The organism is Flavobacterium sp. 38-13 (genome assembly GCF_001899155.1).
GTDB classification, from domain to species: domain Bacteria; phylum Bacteroidota; class Bacteroidia; order Flavobacteriales; family Flavobacteriaceae; genus Flavobacterium; species Flavobacterium lindanitolerans.
The window spans coordinates 67,992-87,224 of the sequence record NZ_MKVG01000003.1 but is presented as its reverse complement, the minus strand read 5'-3'; the positions used below and the strand labels follow the sequence as shown (position 1 = coordinate 87,224).

The 19,233-nt window shown below is 36.8% G+C and carries 16 protein-coding genes and 3 tRNA genes; 10 read left to right on the top strand and 9 right to left on the bottom strand.

Annotated elements, in window-relative coordinates:
• Positions 1 to 962: FKBP-type peptidyl-prolyl cis-trans isomerase (locus BGO88_RS00865; protein WP_286705622.1), on the bottom strand; the 962-nt coding region annotated here is incomplete at its 3' end.
• A 77-nt stretch (positions 963 to 1,039) separates the two neighbouring features.
• Here BGO88_RS00865 and BGO88_RS00860 point away from each other — a divergent pair.
• Together BGO88_RS00860 and BGO88_RS00855 are read left to right on the top strand one after the other, a co-directional pair.
• Positions 1,040 to 1,435, top strand: a complete 396-nt coding sequence (locus BGO88_RS00860; RefSeq protein WP_056072620.1) for an RNA-binding S4 domain-containing protein — start codon at positions 1,040 to 1,042, stop codon at positions 1,433 to 1,435.
• A 64-nt stretch (positions 1,436 to 1,499) separates the two neighbouring features.
• Positions 1,500 to 1,997, top strand: coding sequence for a phosphoribosyltransferase family protein (locus tag BGO88_RS00855; RefSeq protein WP_286705621.1), 498 nt, complete (start codon positions 1,500 to 1,502; stop codon positions 1,995 to 1,997).
• Here the strand turns inward: BGO88_RS00855 and BGO88_RS00850 are convergent.
• Positions 1,989 to 2,507, bottom strand: a complete 519-nt coding sequence (locus BGO88_RS00850) for a shikimate kinase (RefSeq protein WP_273235970.1) — start codon at positions 2,505 to 2,507, stop codon at positions 1,989 to 1,991. The two genes, BGO88_RS00855 and BGO88_RS00850, sit on opposite strands and share 9 nt — an antisense overlap.
• A 125-nt stretch (positions 2,508 to 2,632) precedes the next feature.
• Here BGO88_RS00850 and BGO88_RS00845 point away from each other — a divergent pair.
• From BGO88_RS00845 to BGO88_RS00835, 3 genes are all read left to right on the top strand, one after another.
• Positions 2,633 to 2,705: transfer RNA gene (locus tag BGO88_RS00845), tRNA-Lys, on the top strand.
• A gap of 32 nt (positions 2,706 to 2,737) precedes the next feature.
• Positions 2,738 to 2,810, top strand: a tRNA-Lys gene (locus BGO88_RS00840).
• Between the two features lie 39 nt (positions 2,811 to 2,849).
• Positions 2,850 to 2,931, top strand: a tRNA-Leu gene (locus BGO88_RS00835).
• A 94-nt stretch (positions 2,932 to 3,025) separates the two neighbouring features.
• Here BGO88_RS00835 and BGO88_RS00830 read toward each other — a convergent pair.
• Complete coding sequence (locus BGO88_RS00830; protein ID WP_286705620.1) at positions 3,026 to 3,631, bottom strand: CDP-alcohol phosphatidyltransferase family protein; 606 nt, start codon at positions 3,629 to 3,631, stop codon at positions 3,026 to 3,028.
• 466 nt (positions 3,632 to 4,097) lie between these two features.
• Here BGO88_RS00830 and BGO88_RS00825 point away from each other — a divergent pair, with 466 nt between their 5' ends.
• The 4 genes from BGO88_RS00825 to BGO88_RS00810 all read left to right on the top strand — a co-directional run bounded on the left by BGO88_RS00825 (position 4,098) and on the right by BGO88_RS00810 (position 10,486).
• On the top strand, positions 4,098 to 4,673 hold the full coding sequence (locus BGO88_RS00825) for a helix-turn-helix domain-containing protein (protein WP_286705619.1): 576 nt from the start codon (positions 4,098 to 4,100) through the stop codon (positions 4,671 to 4,673).
• A gap of 168 nt (positions 4,674 to 4,841) precedes the next feature.
• Positions 4,842 to 5,894 carry an efflux RND transporter periplasmic adaptor subunit gene (locus BGO88_RS00820; RefSeq protein ID WP_286705618.1) on the top strand — a complete coding sequence of 351 codons (1,053 nt, stop codon included), beginning with the start codon at positions 4,842 to 4,844 and terminating at the stop codon, positions 5,892 to 5,894.
• Positions 5,895 to 5,915: 21 nt separating this feature from the next.
• On the top strand, positions 5,916 to 9,014 hold the full coding sequence (locus BGO88_RS00815) for an efflux RND transporter permease subunit (RefSeq protein ID WP_286705617.1): 3,099 nt from the start codon (positions 5,916 to 5,918) through the stop codon (positions 9,012 to 9,014).
• Between the two features lie 122 nt (positions 9,015 to 9,136).
• The gene (locus tag BGO88_RS00810) at positions 9,137 to 10,486 is read left to right on the top strand and encodes a TolC family protein (RefSeq protein WP_286705616.1); all 1,350 of its coding nucleotides are present in this window, start codon (positions 9,137 to 9,139) and stop codon (positions 10,484 to 10,486) included.
• Between the two features lie 122 nt (positions 10,487 to 10,608).
• Here BGO88_RS00810 and BGO88_RS00805 read toward each other — a convergent pair whose 3' ends face one another.
• From BGO88_RS00805 to BGO88_RS00795, 3 genes are all read right to left on the bottom strand, one after another.
• Complete coding sequence (locus tag BGO88_RS00805; RefSeq protein ID WP_286705615.1) at positions 10,609 to 11,100, bottom strand: hypothetical protein; 492 nt, start codon at positions 11,098 to 11,100, stop codon at positions 10,609 to 10,611.
• 546 nt (positions 11,101 to 11,646) lie between these two features.
• On the bottom strand, positions 11,647 to 12,447 hold the full coding sequence (locus BGO88_RS00800) for a hypothetical protein (protein ID WP_286705614.1): 801 nt from the start codon (positions 12,445 to 12,447) through the stop codon (positions 11,647 to 11,649).
• Positions 12,434 to 13,549 carry a hypothetical protein gene (locus tag BGO88_RS00795; RefSeq protein WP_286705613.1) on the bottom strand — a complete coding sequence of 372 codons (1,116 nt, stop codon included), beginning with the start codon at positions 13,547 to 13,549 and terminating at the stop codon, positions 12,434 to 12,436. Before BGO88_RS00795 ends, BGO88_RS00800 begins: the two co-directional genes overlap by 14 nt.
• A 406-nt stretch (positions 13,550 to 13,955) precedes the next feature.
• Here BGO88_RS00795 and BGO88_RS00790 point away from each other — a divergent pair, with 406 nt between their 5' ends.
• Positions 13,956 to 15,377 carry an MFS transporter gene (locus BGO88_RS00790; protein ID WP_286705612.1) on the top strand — a complete coding sequence of 474 codons (1,422 nt, stop codon included), beginning with the start codon at positions 13,956 to 13,958 and terminating at the stop codon, positions 15,375 to 15,377.
• Positions 15,378 to 15,622: 245 nt separating this feature from the next.
• Here BGO88_RS00790 and BGO88_RS00785 read toward each other — a convergent pair whose 3' ends face one another.
• The 3 genes from BGO88_RS00785 to BGO88_RS00775 all read right to left on the bottom strand — a co-directional run bounded on the left by BGO88_RS00785 (position 15,623) and on the right by BGO88_RS00775 (position 19,145).
• Positions 15,623 to 16,387, bottom strand: coding sequence for a hypothetical protein (locus BGO88_RS00785; protein ID WP_286705611.1), 765 nt, complete (start codon positions 16,385 to 16,387; stop codon positions 15,623 to 15,625).
• A gap of 313 nt (positions 16,388 to 16,700) precedes the next feature.
• On the bottom strand, positions 16,701 to 17,807 hold the full coding sequence (locus BGO88_RS00780) for a hypothetical protein (RefSeq protein ID WP_286705610.1): 1,107 nt from the start codon (positions 17,805 to 17,807) through the stop codon (positions 16,701 to 16,703).
• 168 nt (positions 17,808 to 17,975) lie between these two features.
• Positions 17,976 to 19,145, bottom strand: a complete 1,170-nt coding sequence (locus BGO88_RS00775; RefSeq protein WP_286705609.1) for a hypothetical protein — start codon at positions 19,143 to 19,145, stop codon at positions 17,976 to 17,978.
• Between the last annotated feature and the right edge of the window lie 88 nt (positions 19,146 to 19,233).

Genomic DNA, 19,233 nt, shown 5'->3' with positions numbered 1-19,233 from the left:
TAATGGCAACTCGGATCCAAATGTTTCTTTAAACCTCCTGTTGTTCCGGCGCAGTTTGGTATCAGATCAAACGGATAGATATTTCCAAAAGCATCTTTAATCTCAGTTCTTGTTTTTGTGCGGTCTCCATCATCATCAACATCTAAAAAGTTGGGTATACCGTCTCCATCTGTATCATCATCATAATAATCACCGTTTCCATTTAAATCTTCTAAATACGACAAGATTCCATCTCCATCATTATCAGCATATTTTACCATATGCAGATTTATTGTAAATACCAAAGGCGAATAGGAAGACAATCCTGAACCCGCTGGTGCCCCATTAAAATAACCTAAACCAGAAGGTACAAATACAATTCCTACGCCATAATCTGTCAATAATGTTCCACCAGGATTAGACGGATCATCAACCGCATTGCCTGATTTAAATTCTGTCATTATATTTCTCCATCCGGAAACGACACTTTCCTGAGAAAACCAAACCGGATTTGGTCTGTAGTCAAACTGTGTTCCATCTAAAGCATGACCCCTGTAAGTCACCAAAGTAGAATCTACTCTTGTTGGAGATTGCCCCACACCTTCTCTTAATTTTATATAGTATAATTTATATTCGACCGGATCATTAATTGGCTTCCCTACAATAGGATCTGCATTCGTATAGGTTCTTCCATCATTTTTGACCGTCTTAAAATTCAGTGGATAGTCCTGCTGGTCCCATATAGAAACCTGGGTTCCTCCCTCAGGAATCTGAATAATGGTAGGTACCGGATTGTTATTGGCATCCATAGTAACGGTAAGATAATGCGTCTTTAAGTAGGTTTCGATATCCTGTATGTCTGATGCATATTGAGTCGCTCTGTCTCTTGGAGGAGCTACTTTTGAAGAATCATCGTCTTTTTTACAGGAAAAAAGAACCGTACTTGAAACTATAGCTATTAAAAAAAGCTTAATTCTGGTCATTATTATTGATTTTAGAGGCGCAAGATACAATTTTGATTTATTTTTGTAAATAAATTAACGTAGATTTTAGTTTTAAAATGAGAGTAGACAAATACCTCTGGTGCGTTCGATATTACAAAACACGCAACATGGTTACCGAAGCTTGCAAAAAGAACCATATTACTGTAAACGGGCAGGTTGCAAAGCCTTCGAAAGAAGTATTTGCCACTGATAAAATTACCTTCAGGAAAGATCAGATTACGCATACGATTACCGTGTTAGACATTCCCCAAAACCGTGTGGGTGCCAAACTTGTTGATATTTACAGAAAAGACGAAACTCCCATTGAAGCTTTCCAGCATTTGGAGCTTTTGAAATTATCAAAGGAGCATTACAGAAAACACGGTGAGGGCAGGCCTACAAAAAAAGACCGCAGAGATATTGATGACTTTAACCTGGACTTTGAAAATGACGAGGACGAGACCGATTATTAAAATATAAACCGTCATATAGCACAAACAAACAAAGCGTTTTTTATCTTTGAAAAAAATAAACAAAATGAGCAAAAATATCATCCTCAATAACCAGGAAATCGAACACAAAATCCTGCGAATCGCTTATCAGATATACGAAACTTTCGTTGATGAAGAAGAAATTGTTATTGCCGGAATAGCTAAAAACGGCTATATTTTTGCTGAAAAAATTGCCCAGAAAGTCACCCAAATATCCCCCTTGAAAGTAGCCCTTTGCGAGGTCTTTATCGACAAACAGAATCCGCACAATGAAGTAACGACTTCCTTAGGCAAAAACCAATACGAAAATAAAGGGCTTGTCCTTGTAGACGATGTGCTAAACTCCGGCACTACCCTAGCGTATGGCGTTAAGCATTTTTTAGACGTTCCTTTGAAAAAATTCAAGACAGCGGTACTTGTAGATAGAAATCATAAAAAATACCCTGTAAAGGCAGATTTTAAAGGAATTTCACTTTCCACCTCTCTACAAGAGCATGTGCAGGTAGTTTTTGAAGCAAAGGAAGACTATGCTTATTTAAGCTAATATACGTTTTATTTCAGCCGATACTTCTTCTGGAGACTTGCCATCAACAGAAACAATATGTGTAGCCTGATTGTAATAATAACTACGATCAAAAAGGTGCTTTGCGATATATTCTTTCATTTCCTCTTCCTCCTGTTCTGCAATCAATGGACGGTTATCCCTGACAGAAAGTAATCTGCCATACAGTGTTTCTATCGAAGCTTTCAAATAAAAAGAAACCACTCCATCACCATTAAGCAATTCGTGGTTATTGGCATAACACGGCGTACCACCGCCCAGACTTAGGATCATTTCTTTTTCTGAAGAGATCAATTCTTTAAAAATCTGGTTTTCCAACTTCCGGAAAAAGACTTCTCCTTTCTGTTCGAAGATATTTTTTATAGACAATCCTGCTCTTTCTTCGATAATTTCATCCAAGTCAAAAGCTTCGATTTGAGTTTTTTCAGACAACAAATGGGCAATTGTTGACTTTCCTGAACCCATATATCCCAATAAAACAATTTTTATCATTAAAGTAAAACCTTATAAATTAAGGCATTATAAAAGATTAGTAAAAAAAGACAAATTTAAAACAAAATTGCTTTGAAAAATAAATAATAAGAACGTATATTTGCACCCGCATTCAAGAAATTAATGACTCGATAGCTCAGTCGGTAGAGCACATCACTTTTAATGATGGGGTCCTGGGTTCGAGCCCCAGTCGGGTCACTACAAAATTTTGAAATTTCATTGAATGCAATGACTCGATAGCTCAGTCGGTAGAGCACATCACTTTTAATGATGGGGTCCTGGGTTCGAGCCCCAGTCGGGTCACAAAAGTTATTCGCCAAGCGGGTAACTTTTTTTGTTTACGGCCACGTGGAGAAATTGGTAGACTCGCCATCTTGAGGGGGTGGTGCTGCAAGGCGTATGGGTTCGAATCCCATCGTGGTCACTTTAAAAAAGGGAGAAATCTGAATGATTCAGATTTCTCCCTTTTGAATTTGATAAAAGCATAACTTGCCAAATGTCAGCAGTTTTAAGATACTCTAACCGTTAAACAATTTTCTTCGCTTTATTGCTCTCCCTTTTCTAAGCTGTACCGCATGATATAATGAAGGAACATCATTTGTCCATTCTTTTAGCGTTAAGATAATGCCTATAATTTCAATTCGTGTAATCATTCCAACCCAAAAACACATTTGGAACAGATAAACCGATTGGCATTCCAGTATTACCTGAATCAACGTGCCGAAAAGTAGTAATGTCCAAAATTTTGCCCCAAGTGAATGCGTTGCTATTTCTTTTTTAAATTTTAAAAAACTGACTGCATAAGTCAGAATTTCAGTCCCAATAAGAATAGAAACCAATAATATATTATTTTTAAAAAACTCCGGACACTGGATATAGGTTGCCAACGCAACACAGATGAAAAAAATCTGGTCAATGGTAGAATCCAGCCTTCTTAGCAGTTGTGTAGAAATATTTAATTTTCTTGCTATGATTCCGTCAAATATATCTGTCAAAAGACCAATTGTTAGTAATGACACTGCTATTGGCTTGTAGTTTTCAATGTTTATACAACTAAGAATAACAATTAAAAATCCAATTACTAATCTGGAGAATATTAAAATTTTGGGAATTTGATTCTTCATTGATTGATATAAAAGTTAGCTTTTCAATAATTTTCTTTTTATGGACTTTTCGCCTCTGCGTCTTTGAGAATAATTTCATTTTTCCACAAAGACGCAGAGACGCAAAATATTAACAACGTTCCAACAATCGATTTAGTTTAATAGCGACACTAAAATTGGATTGAACCCGTGATTTGAGTTTTATTTTTTCCAAATAACTGATGTTATCTTCATTTTTGAACCCTAAAAAAAATTTGTTGCTTATTTAAGGACAACTCTATTTTTAATTACTGAACTGTTATTCTTTTATGATGAGTCATTCTACATTTCAGATTACACAACGTTTCAACTACTCAAAAACAATAATAATCAACAGTTTACATTACTACAAGTACTTAAAATTCATAAAATTTCACAAATCAAATATGGAATAGTACAACAACACACCAACTCCAAATTCTGAATTTTGACAATAAAATGTTTATCTATGTTACTATTAATCAAAGGAATGGTTTGTAATAGATGCGTCTATGTACTGGAACAGGAGTTCAACAACCTTGGTTTCATGGAGCCGGATATTCAACTAGGGCGTGTAGTTCTTAAAACCAGCGGGATTCAAACATCAGACTTAACTATTATCCGGTCAATGCTGATAAAAAATGGTTTTGATCTTTTATACAGTAGAAATCAGATACTAGTCGAAAAAATAAAAGTACTGGTTGAAAACGGAATCAACATACAGCTTACAACCAATACTGCTCTAAAGTTTTCAACATACATCAGTGATAAACTGAATAAAAATTACGATACCTTGAGTGCTATATTTTCTTCAATAGAAGGAAATACACTTGAAAAACATATCATCCTTCAAAAAATTGAAAAGGTTAAGGAATTGTTGGTTTACACAGATCAGTCCTTATCCGATATTGCCTTTGCTCTTGGCTATAGCAGCCCCTCCCATCTTTCCAACCAACTAAAAAAATATACCGGTTTTACTTCTTCCTATTATAAGCAAATCAGGCAGGATAAAATTATCATTCAGAAACAAGCTAACAAAAATTAGTCTTTATTTTTCAATGTTAATAACTCTATTTCAACGAGTTAATCTTTAAGCAATACTTCCATGTAAATTTCGCAATTCTTAGCTGTAATTGTGCTAAAACCGCCTCCGGTTCCTCTTCTACATTTGCCAATAAAATCAATTGTTTGTTACATAATTTTAAAAAAGGACATGTACAGAAACCATACACACAAATTAGGAATCCTGATTCCATTAGTAAGCATTTTGCTTACAGCATGCCAGAACAAACCTAAGGAAGCTGCGGCACCAACTGTTGAAAACAAACTCCCTGTAGACATTATCGTTGCGCAGGAAAAAGCACTCGACCAAAGGGAAATATTTGTAGGCACCATCATGCCTCTTCGTGAAGTGGCAATTGTAAGTGAGACAGCACAAAAAATAACCAAAGTGGCTTTCCAAGACGGCGGCTATGTCAGTCAGGGAGCTGTACTTTATACACTCAATGATGCCGACATCAAATCCAAACTCAGGCAGGTACAGGCAGAGTTACAGCTTGCCAGACTAAACAAAGACAGGATGGCCAACCTATTGAAAACCGAAACCGTAAAACAGTCAGAATACGACGAGGCGTTGATGCGTTTTACCTCGCTCGAAGCGCAGCAAGATTATTTGCAGACAGAATTGGCCAAAACGGTGATCAGAGCACCTTTCTCAGGCAAAATAGGTATTTCTCAGGTACATCTGGGAGCCTATGTCTCACCTGGTACACCGTTGGTAAATCTACAGGACCAAGGCAATATAAAAATCAACTTTACACTTCCCGAAAGATATCTACCGTTACTAACAAACGGTACTCCCATTAAATTCAGCACAGGACTTTCAGAAGAATATTATAATGCCACCGTTACTGCTACCGAACCCGGACTTGATGCCCAAGGCAGAAGTCTACTGGTACAAGCCACAACAAGCAATAACAGTGGTAAACTCCGTGCCGGACAATCTGTCAAAGTCTACTTCAGCACAGAACAAAATGGCGCAACAGGTGTCATGATACCTACTGAAGCATTAATGCCCGGCGAAAAAGGTTATAATGCCTTTGTCATAAAAGGCGGTATAGCCAAACCCATACCTGTAACTATTAGTAACAGGACCGAAACAGAAGCCATTATCACTTCAGGCATAAAATCCGGCGACAGCATTATTGTTTCCAATATGTTACGTATTGGTGACGGAACTCCGGTACAAGCTGTTGTAAAAAAATAATCCATCTCAATTTGCAATATCATGAGCATATCCTCTTTAAGCATAAAAAAGCCGGTTCTGGCCGGTGTGTTTTCCCTTCTTATTGTCATTTTGGGCATCGTTGGATGGAAACAGCTCGGAATTCGGGAATTTCCGCTCACCGAGCCACCTGTAATCTCCGTTATTACCTTCTATCCCGGTGCCAGTCCTGATGTAATAGCGTCCAAACTCACCCGCCCAATGGAAGAATCCATTGCTGAGGCAAGTGGTATACGCACCATATCGTCCGAATCTAGAGAACAGGTAAGTGTTATTTCTATAGAATTCAATCGTGAAATAGATATTGAAGATGCCCTGAACGATGTCAGAGATAAGGTATCCAAAGCGCGGAAACAGCTTCCGGCAGACGTTGACCCGCCTATTGTACAGAAAGCATCCTCAGCAGACAATCTTGTGGCTTTTCTTGAAGTAGAAAGCGACACTAAAGATATTAAAGAAGTAAGCCATATCGCTTCCACCGTCATCAAAGACAGGGTACAATCCATTCCCGGTATTAACAACGTAGCCATTGTAGGCGAGCATAAATATGCCATGCGGTTACGCTTTGACCCGGTAAAGCTGGCAGCCTATAAGCTAACTCCGGAAGACATTCGACAGGCATTACTCCGGGAAAACATTGACCTCCCATCCGGACGTATAGACGGTAACAGCAGCGAATTAAGTATACGCACACTTGGAAGGCTGACTACCGTAAACGATTTTGAGGAAATGCTCATCAAACAAACCGGCAATACTGTTATACGGCTCAAAGATGTAGGTTCGGCAGAACTGGGTGAAATGAATGAACGTACCGCTATCATCAACGAAACCGGAAACCTCAACCGTGTTGGTGTTGGCGTAGCTATACAAATACAACGCGGAGCCAACGCTATTGAAGTAGTCGACGAATTTTACAAACGTCTTGAGCAATTGCGTAAAGACATTCCATCCGACTACCGACTTATTGTTGGATTTGACTTTACACAATCCGTCCGTGAGTCTATAAAAGAAGTAGAAGAAACACTTTTTATTGCCTTCGGGCTTGTAGTCATTATCATCTTCCTGTTCCTGCGTGACTGGCGTTCTACTATCATTCCGGTAATTGCCATTCCGGTATCCATATTATCGGCCTTTTTCATCATGTATATCGCAGGCTTTTCCATAAATGTATTGACTCTTCTGGGGTTGGTACTCGCCATAGGATTAGTAGTAGATGATGCCATTGTGGTGCTCGAAAATATTTATAAAAAAATAGAAGAAGGCATGCCTCCTATACAGGCCGCCTTTAAAGGTTCCAAAGAAATTTATTTTGCCGTAATCTCAACTACCATAACACTGGCAGCCGTATTTCTACCTATTGTATTTATGGGTGGTATTAGCGGACAGCTATTTAAAGAATTTGCCATCGTCGTATCTGGTTCTGTATTGGTTTCGGCATTCGTTGCCCTAACGCTTACGCCTATGCTCAGTGCTTATTTCCTTAAAAAGAAAGAAGGGCCGGGTTGGTTTCATCGGGTTACCGAACCTTTCTTTGTGCGTATGAACAATGGATATGCCCGTCTGCTAACAACCTTTATGCGCTTCAGATGGATGGCATGGGTATTTCTGCTCATAACCTCCGGTCTCATTTACTTTGTTGGCCAAAAACTGCCTTCGGAACTGGCACCTGTAGAAGACCGTTCCAATATGAGCCTTATTGCCGTGGCCCCGGAAGGTGTCTCTTTCGATTACATGAAAAAACACATGATGGAAGTCGGTAAATATGTTAATGACTCAACAGACGGACTGTATCAGACTTACTCCATGGTGGCTATTTCCTTTATTCCAGCTCCGGCCCCTGTTAATGTTGCCGTACAGAGTATTTATCTAAAAGACCCTAAAGAAAGAAAAGCCAGTATACAGGATTTGTATAACCAATATGGTGCTGCATCTGCCAATTTCAGAGGATTCCTTCTGTTTCCTTACCTGCCGCCAACCATCGGTACGCGGTATGGTGGAGGTATGCCGGTACAGTTTGTATTGCAGAGCCAAAATCTGGATACCCTTACCGCTGCGCTTCCTAAATTTCTGAATGCCGTTCGACAGAGTAAAAAATTGATGTTTGCCGATGCCGACCTCAAAATCAACAAACCCGAAATAAAAATAAACATTGACAGGCAAAAAGCAGCCTTAATGGGCGTTTCTATGGAAGAAGTAGCCAGGACATTACAATTAGCACTTTCAGGACAACGTTATGGATATTTCCTGCGTAATGACAGACAATATGAGGTCATTGGACAAATGGAACGTGAATATCGAAATGATATCACAGACCTTAATTCCATTTACGTACGTTCTTCAACAGGACAACTAATTCCGCTAAACAATCTCATCGCTACCGAAGAAGCTGTAAGTCCGGCTGCCATATACCGTTATGATCAGTATACTTCAGCTACCATATCTGCAGCTCCGGCTCCGGGTGTGAGTCTTGCTGAAGGCATAGAAGAAATAGAAAGAATAAAAACCAAAGTATTAGGTGATAACTTCAAAACGTCATTAGCCGGCCAGTCTCGTGATTATAGAGAAAGTCAGGGCAATATCCTCTTTACTCTTATCCTAGCCCTGGTGATTATTTACATGATTCTGGCCGCACAATTTGAAAGTCTACGCGACCCGCTGACTATTATGCTTACCGTTCCGATGGCGGTTACAGGAGCCATCCTCAGCCTCCATTGGTTTGGTCAAAGCCTTAATGTATTCAGTCAGATTGGCATTATCACTCTCGTAGGACTCATTACAAAAAACGGAATTCTGATTGTGGAGTTTGCCAACCACCTGAAAGATACCGGACTCTCCAAATATGAAGCAGCCATACAAGCGGCAGAACAGCGATTCCGTCCTATTCTGATGACCTCTCTCGCTATGATATTTGGTGCATTGCCTATCGCATTAACCGCCAACAGCCGTCAATCACTGGGTATTGTTATCGCAGGTGGCCTTGTATTCTCAGGTATACTCACACTGTTCATCATTCCTGCCGTATACTCCTATCTGTCCAGTAACAAACGTAAAAAGGAAATTATGGAAATGGATGAGAGCGAAATAGCAACGGACCATCAATAATGACAGATATAAAAAAAGCCCATTTATCGCCCCGCAGTTGTCCCCATCCAACTGCACGGGTGATAAAAATGAAATTAGAAACAAATTTCGGCTAACCTTATATGATTATAAATATTTTTACGATGAAAAAAGCATCACATATACTCATAATAACGCTACTGCTTTTCATATGCAGCAGTCCATTATTCGCCCAGAAAAAAGAGCTTTCGCTACAGGAAGCACTGAGTATGGCAAAACAAGGAAACAAAACACTACAGGTGCAGGTACTGGAAGAAAAACATGCCATAGAACAGACACGGGAAAGCAGAGGCAGACTGTTGCCCGATATTTCTGCCGGGGTGGCCTATTCGCGTTACTTTGACCGACAAAATATCTTTCTTCCGGGGCCGTTTGCCGGAACTAATAAAGCTGTACAGGAAGTAGCCGTAGGTGGGAGAAATGCGTTCAACGGATTCGTATCACTGTACCAACCTGTTCTGGATATTGCTTCATACAGGCTGACAAAAGCATCCAAAATCAATGAAAAAATTCAGACCGAAAAAACAGAAGACCTAAAAAGCCAGGTGGCATTATGGGTGTCAACGCGTTATCTCGACATACTGATGATGAAACGCCAGCTCATTCTTTTACAACAAAGTCATGAGCGAAACGTACGTGCCTTAAAAGACTCCCGTGCTTTATTAGCTCAGGGCAAGGGACTGAAATCCGACACATTGCGGAGTTTTATAGCCGTAGAAAACTTAAAATCTTCTGTTTCCTATCTGAAAAACAGCATTGAAGTGTCTGGTATGGAGCTCAAAAGACTGATTGGAATGGAAGATGCACAGGAGTTGGAATTAACCGATGAACTGGAATCCGACATTCAGGCAAACCAAACCGAATTTCTGACCGTTAGCAAAGCATTGGAAATTGCCGAAACCAACCGTAATGACCTTAATGTACAGGAATTGACCCTCGAACTGCAACAGCAAAAATTATCAGCGGCCAAAGCAGCATTACTGCCCAAGCTTTCGTTAATCGGGCAATATCAGATACAGGCACAGGCAGATGATTTAAAACTTAATGATTATGTCTGGCCGAGGACTTCTTTCCTGGGTTTACAGGTTAGTATACCCATATTGAATGGCGGGCAAAACAAATCAAGAATTGGTCAGGCTAGAATTCTAGCACAACAGGAACAGATACGGCTGAAGGACCTGAAGGAAGAAGTAAAAACAACCCTGGCAAGTATCATCAGTAAATGGAAAGAAGCCACTTCTCAATTGGAAATCCAGATAACAACCGTACAATCTGCGGAACTAAATCACCAGATGACCGAAGACCGTTTCAAAAATGGATTAGGCTCCCGACTGGAACTCACAGATGCCGAACTGGCACTCACCCAGGCTAAAATCAACTATCTGCAAGCCATATACAATCTGCGTAGACTACATACAGAATTACAATATGCTTTGGGTGTGTTGGAGTTGTAGCAAATGTTTTCATTATTAAAAATGATTAACCCCGAAAAATTAAAATCTTTCGGGGTCTCCTAAAAAAGAGCAAACCAGATTATTGAAAATCTTTATCGCATTAAGATTATAATGACTGAAGGTTATAATTCAATCAAAATAAACTCATTATTTTCCGGCATATATATCATGCTGTTTTTACAGATAGTACTACAGCCGTCATCTTCAAGACAGTCATAAATCACGGAACCACATGAAAACTTACCATCACATTCTTTAGTCCAAATGTCTTTGCCTCCCTTAGTACAGGTTATCTTATATTTTTTTCCAGGTGCTATTAAATCCGGGTTTGTTGGATTTTCTTTACTTAACAACCTTTCAGATATTGGAAAAAAATCAAGTTCTTTTTCTACTACTTTAATAATCTCAATAGTTTTATTTTCTTTGTCCCATAAGTAATCAATATAAAAAGCATTATCCTCTTTTTGTGTTGTTACATTTTCTGCTATAACTTTCTCAAAGAATGAATCTATAGGAATTTTTTTATGCTGCATATTTTCCAATGTGGTATCCTCTTGTTGACAGCTTACTGTTATCAAACAAATTGCTAAGATTCCGTAAACATTGTTTTTCATGGCTTAAAATATAACGATTGATTTCTTACTCTTTTAAGGATTTTCGAATTATCCCAATAAAAGTTCGCTTTTTGATGTAATAATCTTCATTTACAAAAGATTAATTTAAAATTACTTATAAAAGAAATTATAGCCGCTACACAAAAGGATAGAATTTAAGTATATGTTTAAATTCTATCCTTTTGTGTAGTATTTAAACAACAATTTATATAGATCAAACACTTAGCTCTATGATTAAACGACGCCAAAATCAATGTCGCTACAGAGTGCTTAATTACCATTCTATCTTACCAAGTTACACTCTCTTGACTCAAAATTGTGGCGGTTATTTCTAATAAATGTTTTACATATAAAATATACCATAGAGCCAGTGAGTGGCAATATCGCTAATACAAAAGACCAATTTACTTTTTGTCGTTTCGTAAATGTTTTTTCCTTGTTTAAATCGTAAAATGAATACGCTATAAACAAAACTAATGTCACAAGAATTGTAATTGCCATTTTTTCACTATTTAGATGAGACTACTTCTTCTAATATTATTTTTTTCAATTCCTTTTCAGCCAACCTTTTCTTGGAGTAAAAATCAAAGCAAGACCATTGTAATTTCCTTTGATTGTATAAACTCCCGTTTTTGTCTGATTTTTATCTAAATAAAATTCATAAACCCCTGTTTTAGGATAGGATAAAAGTTGTGAATTATTAAAAAACTCTATCTGAAACAAGCCAATGTTAGTTTTATAATTCACTCCTAACGAAACATCCAACGAACCTGTTACTTGCTGTTCTGTTGAATTTACATTAAAGAAAATCCGTTCTTTTTGCTTACTATAATCAAATACAACAGCTGATAATTCATCATCCCCTCCTCCTCCTGTTCTTATATCCAAACTCATCCCTAAACCAACTGCAAAGTTTAAATTATTGCTCATGGGTATAAGGTATTCTGTCTTCACAGTTTGTGAAAAAATGAATTGATTTGCTATCTCAAAGCCGCTTAAATATTCAGAATAATTGTATCCTGCATTTAAATCTTCATTTGAAATTTTGATATTGAAGGTGGGTTTAAATGTTTTTACTATAACTCCTGCTTTAAAGTTAAAATTATTCTTTTGATAAAAATTATAGAAAAAACCAAATTGAGCTGAGAAATCCTTATTAAATGAGATACTGGGCGAGTTCCCTTCATAGCCAGCACCAACTTCGTATCCTTTCAGTAAGGAAGGCTGTAACACCAAACTAATTTTAGATAAATTTTCTCCAAATAATTTTTCGGCAGTTTGGGAATGTATTTTAGTAGGAATACATAATATAAAAATCAAAACGCTAATAATTCTAGTACATATCATAATAGTCTAATCTTAAATTTATAGAACCTTGTTTATGATAGCTATATGCTTTTTGAGGCTTTATCCCTATAATTAAGCTCGCCCCATCAAATCGCTGCCCTCTAATTTTAGCCTTCACCCTTCTCCTCCTCTTTTCTTTAACTTTGTGTTTTTCAAAAGCTATCCCACAATTTTGATACAAAACACTATTATTTGCTATATCGCTTCCTGTTACTCCGGCAGCAATCCGCGTTCTGGCTCTTTTCCATTTGCCATTTTTCTTTTTATAACCTACAGTTAGAGCCGATATTTTTCTTGCTCCCCAGGAATCATTATTAATGACTTTTGATTTTATTTTTATTCTATTCGTACCGTTCAGGTAATATCGTGTTTTTTTTATGTGTGTTTTACATTCTGCTGAACTTTGCAAATTTTCATTTGTTTTTATCTTCTTCACAACTATTACATTTGGATTATTGGTAGGTATTAAGCCTCTACTGACCTGTTTTATGGCATTTATGTCCCAATCATGAACCTCAATCCAGTTAAAATTGTCTATTAGTTTATAATAAATATATCCTGTCTTTTTTTCTCCAATGATAACTTCGTTATTAACACTAAATAAAGCTCTTTCCGTTTCATCATATATGAAATGATTGTCAGGATCTTCATTAATGTTCCAGTCGCCGTCTCCTTGAGATTCAATCCATTTATTTTCTAATATTTCTACTTTTTTGCGAAGAGAACAGAAGGCCAAATCATCCTCAAATCTTACCAAAACATTATCTTCATCAAATCCTGCAATATCTGCTAAATCATCGTACTTTTCATCGGTTATGTTATCAGGAATTGTGGCATCAAATAGGTCACACTCCTTATCAATCATTTCATCCAACTTATCTGCTGTTTCCCAAAGTTTTTCCCAAGATGGAAAAATTAAAATATCACTACCGCAATCACTGCCTTTATCTATTTTAATGGATTCAATATAACTAAACATTGAACTTCGTCTTTCTCTTCGTACAAAGGAATTATTATTTTCTACATTTTGTTTTTGAAATGAATCCGGATTATCACAAGATAAAATCGTAATGCCTACTAATAGCAGTAACTTTTTCTTCATGGCTTTTAAAATTTATTTTTTCTAAGGAGCTCTTATTACAGATGAGATAATTTTAATCATCATAACACAGAAATCCACTTTTTTTGATTTTTTTTAAAGTTATTTTTTAAGAAACAAATAACTGCTACACAAAAGGATAGAATTTAAGCTTAAATCTAAATTCTATCCTTTTGTGTAGCAACAGACATATCTTCAAAATCCATTTTAATCCTTTCATCTTCTTACCGACCTATTCTACTTATGCTTTTAAATTCAAATAAATTTTACAACACATAGCCGTAATTGTGCATAAACCTTAATGACAAGCACTTATACATTTGCCTATACAATCAATTGTTTTCAGCCTACAAATTATTTCAGGCAACTAACAATTAACAGACAAATTAAAACACTAACTAAAATAAATATGGAAACCAGTACTGCAACAGCACAGTCAACACCTTATAGCAAACGATGGGCGGCCCTTTTCTTATTATGCACCGCCGAGTTCTTAGTAATCATGGACACCTCAATTATTGGAGTAGCATTACCGGCAATAAAAGAAGATTTGGGCTACTCGCAAACCGGCCTGCAGTGGATTTTTAACGCCTATGTTATTCTGTTTGGTGGTTTTTTATTACTCGGCGGACGCCTATCGGATTTGTTTGGTGCTCGTAAAATATTTATGTGGGGCTTTGTCATATTGACCGCAGCTTCATTGCTGGCAGGTATGGCCTGGTCTGAATCCGCACTCAATACCGGAAGAGCCCTTCAGGGATTAGGTTCTGCATTCATTGCACCGGCAGCATTAACCTTAGTTATCTCCAAGTTTACAGACCCAAAAGAACTGAACAAGGCACTGGGATTTTGGGGAGCATCTGCCGCAGCAGGCGGTTCTGCCGGAGTTTTCCTGGGTGGTGCCATCACTGAATGGCTTTCATGGCATTGGATATTCCTTATTAATATTCCAATAGGCATTATTGTGCTGCTTCGCAGCCGGAGCCTGCTATTTACCGGTGATACCCGAAAGGGAAAAGTGGATATGGCAGGTGCAATTCTGGCTACAGCCGCTCTTATACTAATGGTATATGCTATAGTAGCGTCAGAAACCGCAGGTTGGGACTCGGTTCAGACTATCGGTCTTTTAATCGTATCATTGGCATTGCTATTTGCCTTTTATTTAACTCAAAAACATAAAAGCGAACCTTTGGTGTCGATGTCAATTTTCAAAGTTCCCAATCTTTCGGCAGGTAACATCGTGATGGGATTACTGGCAGCAGCATGGATACCGTTATGGTTTTTTCTTAATCTGTATTTGCAGCAAACCTTACATTATTCAGCATTCAACAGCGGACTTGCACTATTGCCGATGACATTGGCTATTATGTTCCTGATGGTTGGTGTTACAGGAAAACTGGTCGCGAAGTTTGGTTTTAAATCCAATATGATTGTAGGATTGCTGGTGCTTGCCGCATCACTGTTTTTATTTAGCATAGCCCCAACAAACGGAAACTTTGTAACTCATGTATTGCCTGCATCATTACTTGGTGCGATAGGCATGTCACTTACCTATATTCCCGGAACAATAGCCTCCATGTCTGGTGCAAAACCAGAAGAAACAGGATTGGCATCAGGGTTAGTCAACACGAGCTATCAGGTAGGTTCGGCTCTGGGATTGGCAATCATAGTAACCATTTCTGCCGCTAAAACGAATGCTCTTAAAATGGCCGGGGAAGTAGAAACCACAGCTCTCAATTCCGGTTTTCAAACGGCGTTTTTCTCTGCGGGAGTGGTTTGTATTGTCGCTGCTCTTATTGCTATGGCATATATACGTTCACCAAAACAGTAACCTGTACTTTTCTATATTTCAATCACCCTCACCATCTTAAGTTGCAAAACCCGCCTTGTAGGCGGGTTTTGTAGTTAAACTATATAGTTTTTCACTTAAATAAAATAAGCGATGCCAGTCATGATTTACATCAATTTGATAAATTGATAGTAACAAAAGATTTACTTTTTAGAATTTATTTTCTTTATCAGGAGTACTAACAAAAAGAAAATAATCAGGAAAATAAAGAATGGAAACAAAATATTTTAACTTTGAGAAGGGGGAATCAAATCTTTAATAAATGCTGCCGCTGATGCTGCCGCTCCTGCCAATACAGTAGCTTCGAAAGAAGCTGATGGATTTTTCTGTTTTTCTTCTTGATATGCTGCAGCATCTGTTTTCGCATATTCTTTGATTTTACACCAGGCACGTCGAAAGAATTTTCCTTCGCTACATCTCCTCTCTGATAAACCAATTGCGTTGCGATTGATTAATATAGTCCACCTTTCCAGATTTGTTGACCAATAAATAACTGAATATGAAAATACATCTGTATAATTTTGCCAAGCTATTAAATCATTCCTTTCTCTTATATATAGGGGCCTGTAGGATGAAACAAAATTTTTAAATTCATCTAAGTTTCTGAAATCAGAATTATCAAGTCTTCGATTTAAATTTTCTATTTCAAGATTTAATTGCCTTGAAAAATCATATCTCACATTTGGGGTATTTATTGTATATCTATATCTTTTTAATGCTAAATCATAATATTCAAATGCGGAAAAGAATTCTCTTGAATAAACATGAATATTTGAGGTATTTATATTTCCTCTTCCTCTCAAATAAGCATACATCTCATCTAAATAAGCATTATGCAGTTGTCCTGCGGTCATTGTAGACAATACTCTTCTTTCTAATTTAGAATCTTCCTTTTCATTAGAAATTGCCTTTTCTTCAATACTAGAATCAGAACTGTCACACGATACGAATGTAAGACTGCTAACTAAAAATAAAAACAATACTTTTTTCATGGCTTTAACATTTAAAATTGTTCTCTACTCTTTTTAAGGATTTTCGAGTACCCTCCATAACAGATCACGACTATTTTGCAATAATTATGATTTGTGCCTATACATTAGGCTTTAATTTTAATATTCATTCTAGAATAACAAATCGAGTAAAATAAATTCTGTAATTATTATTAAAGAATTCATTCTTTCTTTTGAAAGTATTTTTGGGACAGATAAGCTCCCATCCCTCCACCTATAAAAAAAGAAATTATTACAATTAATGTGGCGTTTATAGAATGCATAATTATTTAATTAGGGTATCTACCTAATTACTCTACATATCATAAAAATCCTTGTTTACAGTTATATTATACAATCTATGATAACTATATAACTTATTATCCCGTATTCCAAAATATTGTAAAGAAAAAAGAGGATTAGTTGTTTTAACGGATACTAAACGCCTTTTTTTCTCCTTAAAAAGATGAAGGGTTCGTTCCTGATTACAATTGGCATATGTTGTACCTGAAGTATTTGAACTTTGTCCATTAATTCCAACCGCAATCAATAACCTCCTTGGTCTCCATACTCCATTTATCTTTTTATAACCTCTGGTTTTAGATATAATCTTACTTGGGGAAAACCAATGAGGATGTTGTACCCTACTGCTTCTTTTTATTGCATAAAGACCTGAAAATTCATATGAATCTTCATAAACCATAGTTTTGCACCCATATGATGCTCTTGTTGTTCCAGGGGTAACCACTATTACATTTGGATTGTCTGTTGGAATTTTTCCCTGACTTACCTGGGAAATCGCTTTTAAATCATTATTGATGACTTCAATCCTGTTTCCTTTATCATTCAAGAATTTATAATATACATAACCTCTTTTTTCATCATTAACAATGACTTCGCCATTAGAGCTTAATAAAGCTCTTTCAGCCTGATCCTGAATAAAATGATTATCAGGATCTGCATTTGCATCCCAACCCCTATCACCTTGTCGACTCAACCAAACCCTTTCTAACGATTCAATTTTACTTCTTAAAGAGCAAAAAGCCAAATCTACTTCAAATCTGCGCAGTACGTTATCTTCATCAAAACCTGCAGCATCAGCTAAAGTATTATACCTGTCTTCAGATATATTATTTGGAAGATTTGAGTCAAATACATCACAATCCCTCTCTACCATCTGGTCTAATCTATCAACTGTTTCCCAATAATGATTCCAACTTGGAAAAATTAAAATGTTGTTTTCACAATTTACCCCATTATCAATCCGTGTTGATTGAATGTAGTTAAACATTGAACTTTGCCGCTGTCTTCGCATTAATGAATTATCATTGTTTGCATTTTGTTCCTGTGGCAAATCCGCTCGTTCACAAGAAACAGCCATTAATCCAACTAGAATTGATAGGCTTAAAATAATTTTCTTCATAAGTGTTTAATTAAATTTTGATAAAATTATTCGTAAAAGAGTTAATAGTCGCTACACAAAAAGGCAGAATTTACTTTCAAAATTGAATTCTATCCTTTTGTGTAGTATACTGATTAACAAAAATTAAGGAGAAAAAAAGGACGTCTTATAGACGTCTTTTCTTTAATTTTAATTACCTGGCATATCATAATAGTCCTTGTTTACAATTAAATTTCCTCTTTTATGATAACTAAATAATTTATTATCCTGTAATGAAAAATTGTATCTCCTTGGAGTCCCGACAGGAGCTATATTAGTTGTACTTTTTACAACAACCTTTACTTTACGCCTTTTTTGTTCTTTAAAATGACGAGGGTTATTTTCTTCAATACAATCTATATATGCTGAACCTGGAACATTAGGAGTTTGTCCATTAATCCCAGCAGCTATCAACAGTCTTGCTCGTTTCCAACCTCCATTTTTTTTCCTTTTATAACCATTAGTTTTAGAAACAATTCTACTCGCAACAAGACTTGTACAAGAATTATTTGAACATATTGTCCCAAAAGCAGGTCTTACCTTACTGGTTCTTTTTAATCTGTTAGCACCGGAAATTTCATAAGCATATTCTGTAACTTTACGTTTACATTTATTGGAATCACTTTCTTTCTCCGGACGAACAACCACAACATTTGGATTCCCTGTTGGGATTCTTCCACGACTCACCTGAGAAATCGCATCCCTATCATTATTGAGAACTTCGATACGGCTTCCTTCATCGTCTAAAAATTTATAATAGACATAACCTCTTCTGTCGTCACCAACAATAACTTCAGCATTAGGGCTTAGTAAAGTTCTTTCAGCCTGGTCATCAATAAAATGGTTATCCGGATCTGAATTAGCATCCCATTCCCTATCACCTTGACGATCCAGCCAAGCTGTTTCCAGCGATTCAATTTTACTTCTTAACGAACAAAAGCCCAAGTCGGTTTCAAATCTGCGCAATACGTTATCTTCATCAAAACCTGATGCGTCAGCTAGGATATCGTACCTTTCTTCAGATATATTATTAGGAACAGTTGAGTCAAACGCTTCACAATCCCTATCAACCATCTGGTCTAATCTGTCTATAGTTTCCCAATAGTGTCTCCAGCTCGGAAAAATTAAGATGTTGTTTTCACAATTAGCATCACTTTCGATTCTTGTAGATTGGATGTAGTTAAACATCGAACTTTGTCGCTGTCTTCGCATTAATGAATTATCATTGTCTGCATTTTGATCTTGCGGCTGGTCTGCACTTTCACAAGAAACAAGTACCAAACCAGCTAAAAATGATAGGCTTAAAATAATTTTCTTCATAATTTATTTAATTAAAATTTTGATAAAATTACCCGTAAAAGAATTAAAAACCACTACACAAAAAGGCAGAATTTACTTTCAAAAATAA